The following is a 3,013-nucleotide window of genomic DNA, read 5'->3' as shown; positions in this document are numbered from 1 at the left end:
GTGGCTGTGGCTGTGGAGAATGGGACTGTGAGCAGCGCGATCGCCCATTTCTTTGCCTTTGGGCACTCGGAAAGTCGCAATCCTAACGCGTTTTTTGATGCCGATGATTACTTGCTCAACAATTCCGATGTCAAGGGTGCGATCGCGGCGGGCGGCCTTGACAGCGCCTTCGAACACTATGCCGAGTTCGGAATTGAAGAAGGTCGTCAATCCGGCTTTCTCTTCAATGAAGCCTTTTATCTAGAAAAGAACCCCGATGTCGCGGCCGCCGTACAAGCAGGAAGCTTTGCTTTAGGCATGTACCACTTCTTTTCCTTTGGCCAAGGCGAAGGGCGCGACCCGTCCTCACTGTTTGACCAGAGTGCCTATCTGGAGCGCTATGGCGATGTGGCTGCCGCTGTTGCCGGGGGGGCGTTTGCCAGTGGCTTTGAGCACTATCTCCTGTTTGGCCGTGCGGAGGGGCGGGTTGCGGTGTAAAACGATGGCCATCGGCGGCTGGCTTGAGGAGGGGCGAGGCGATCGCCCTCTTCACAAAGGTTTAAGACTTCTAATGATGTGTGCTGATGCCATCAGCACACATCATTAATCTATATAAGACACTTATCAGTTATATAAGACGATTCTCGGTCGGCCCCCTCATATTTATTAGATCGGAGAAACAGTAGCTCAGCACTACAATTTCGCCGATTGTCAGGGCACTGCAAAGTTTTGAACAACTTTCTGTAGTCTCCACAAAGTTTTGAATAATTTGATACTGGTAAATCGGCAATTATACGCACGAGAAGTCAATAATATTTGTCAGTGCAGTATGCATGATTGACAACCTCAACTGTTCGTTTTTCGAGGGGTGCGATCGCCCTTAGTACACAATCCCTCACGATGCAGTTGTCTTCAAACTGACATCACAAGTCTCTCTTTTACGCAGTTATTTTTTATATCAAGAACCTATGTCTAGTCGAACTTCAACTGCTTTCATTCACCAGCAGACCGTCATCGCTCAGGATCGAGACTTAGTTGCGATCGCGGCCCAGGTAGCCGATCACGCCAGCATCATCAGCCACATCAGAGCTGATGCCCAGGTGCTCATTTTAGACGCTGCTCAAGATGGTATTGCCCAACTCACTGCGGCCATTCAACACAGCAAGGCAGCCATTCGCAGCCTCCACATCATCAGTCATGGTGCGCCCGGACAACTTTACATTGGTAATAGTGGTGTTAATCACGACACCTTGCCCCAGTACAGTCAGCAGATCAGATCTTGGCAAGAGTTTTTTGCTGCCGATACTGATTTTTTCATCTATGGCTGCGAAGTGGCGCAAGGCCAGATCGGTCGGGCCTTTCTTCAGCAGTTACGGCAGCTCACCCGAGCCAACATTGCCGCCTCACAAACGCCCACCGGCAATCCTCAGCGGGGAGGTGACGCGCAGCTAGAATACCAACTCGGTACCGTGACCCTCCCCCCGATTGACCTCAAACATTATTCGGGTATTTTGCCGGCTTTTGGAGGGGGCAATAGCCAGCAGCTCTGGCTCAAGGCTGATGCTGGTGTCACCCAGGGTGGGGGTGCTGTCACTGCCTGGGCTGACCAGTCTGGCAACACTCAGGATGGCACTGGCACCGGTGCAGTTACGCTGAATCTCAATGCCATCAACGGCAACCCCACTATTGGCTTTGCGGGCGGCTATGTTGAGTTACCCGCAGGCTTTGCCGATTTTACCGGGGGGTTGTCTGCCTTCGTCGTCGCTAAGCCGGACACCAGCAGCAACTTCGCAAGATTTTTTGACTTTAGTGACACTACTTTCCCAACTAACGTCACAAACGCTGTTTTCTTCTCTAGGAGAAATACCAACAACGACTTGGCCTACGGCACTGTTATTAACCCCAACCAATTTTTGGTGGCAAACACTACGACTAACGATGTCATTGATAATGACCAATTTAAGATTTATGGGGTAGTTCAAAAAAACACCAACGCCGTCGATTTTCTGGCGAATGGTGAGTTGCGCGGGGCAGGGTTTATTGACAAGCCGACTAATGTTCAACGGACCGCTAACTTTATCGGTAAAAGCAGTAACTTTGACCCCAATTATGAGGGGCAAATTGCTGAAATTCTAATCTATAACGACGACTTAGATGCCGCCGAGCGCAACAAGGTCGAGACATATCTGGCAATCAAATATGGTACGACCCTAATCAATGCCGACTACACCAGCACCGCTGGCACTCTTCTTTTTGATACCGACGGGGCTAATAGTTTTTACGCTAATGACATTTTTGGTATTGGGCAAGACCCTCTCAGCACCCTCCAGCAAACCCAGTCTCGCAGCAGCAATGACGATAGTATCGTCACCCTTAGCAATGCCTCTGACTTAAATAATGGAGAGTTTTTGCTAATTGGGAACAACGACGATGATGCCAACGCCACAGGTATCAGTATCAATACTCCAATGCCTTATCGAGAACGCCTGAGTCGCCTCTGGCAGGTAGCTGAAACGGGGGAAGTCGGTACGGTTGATATTAGCTTTGACCTGACAGGCTTGGGATATGACCTTGCCGAAATTCAGGACTTTGCTCTGTTGATCGATACTGACACCGACTTTAGCAACTCGATGGCATTTACCCAGGGACGCAAGATTGACGGCAATGTGGTGACATTTCGCGGGGTTGATTTTGGGGATGGCAATGTCTTTACCCTCGCCACCGAGGCCCAGCCAAACTTGGGGACTAATAAGCCAACCTTGGAGACTAATCGGCCTACCCTACCTTTGGGTAATGCTTTCCTAAACTTTGAGCACTGGGTTTCCCGTATTGCCATTAAAACTGGTGTGGTTTATCAAAGCAGCTTAGTAGACTTCAATATCCAAGTGGGTGGGCTGAGAGTGGCTCCACTCTTTGATGAAGCGGCGTACCTACAGGCTAATCCCGATGTGGCAGCAGCGGTGCAGCAGGGGAGTATGCGCTACGGCTTTGAGCACTTTGTGCTGTTTGGCATGGATGAGGGGCGCGCTCCCGG

Annotated in this window: 1 protein-coding gene and 1 pseudogene; both read left to right on the top strand. The window is 50.4% G+C overall.

The annotated features are described in order from the left end of the window. Positions 1-477 (top strand): annotated as a pseudogene (locus JUK32_RS00175) (hypothetical protein); the annotation flags it as partial. A 470-nt stretch (positions 478-947) separates the two neighbouring features. Beyond that, on the top strand, positions 948-3,013 hold a 2,066-nt coding region (locus JUK32_RS00170), incomplete at its 3' end, for a DUF4347 domain-containing protein (RefSeq protein WP_204136855.1).

Origin of the sequence: Halomicronema sp. CCY15110 (assembly GCF_016888165.1) — a bacterium.
Classification (GTDB): Bacteria; Cyanobacteriota; Cyanobacteriia; order Phormidesmidales; family Phormidesmidaceae; genus Halomicronema.
The sequence above is the reverse complement of the archived record's forward strand: the minus strand, read 5'-3'. Positions and strand labels throughout refer to the sequence as shown.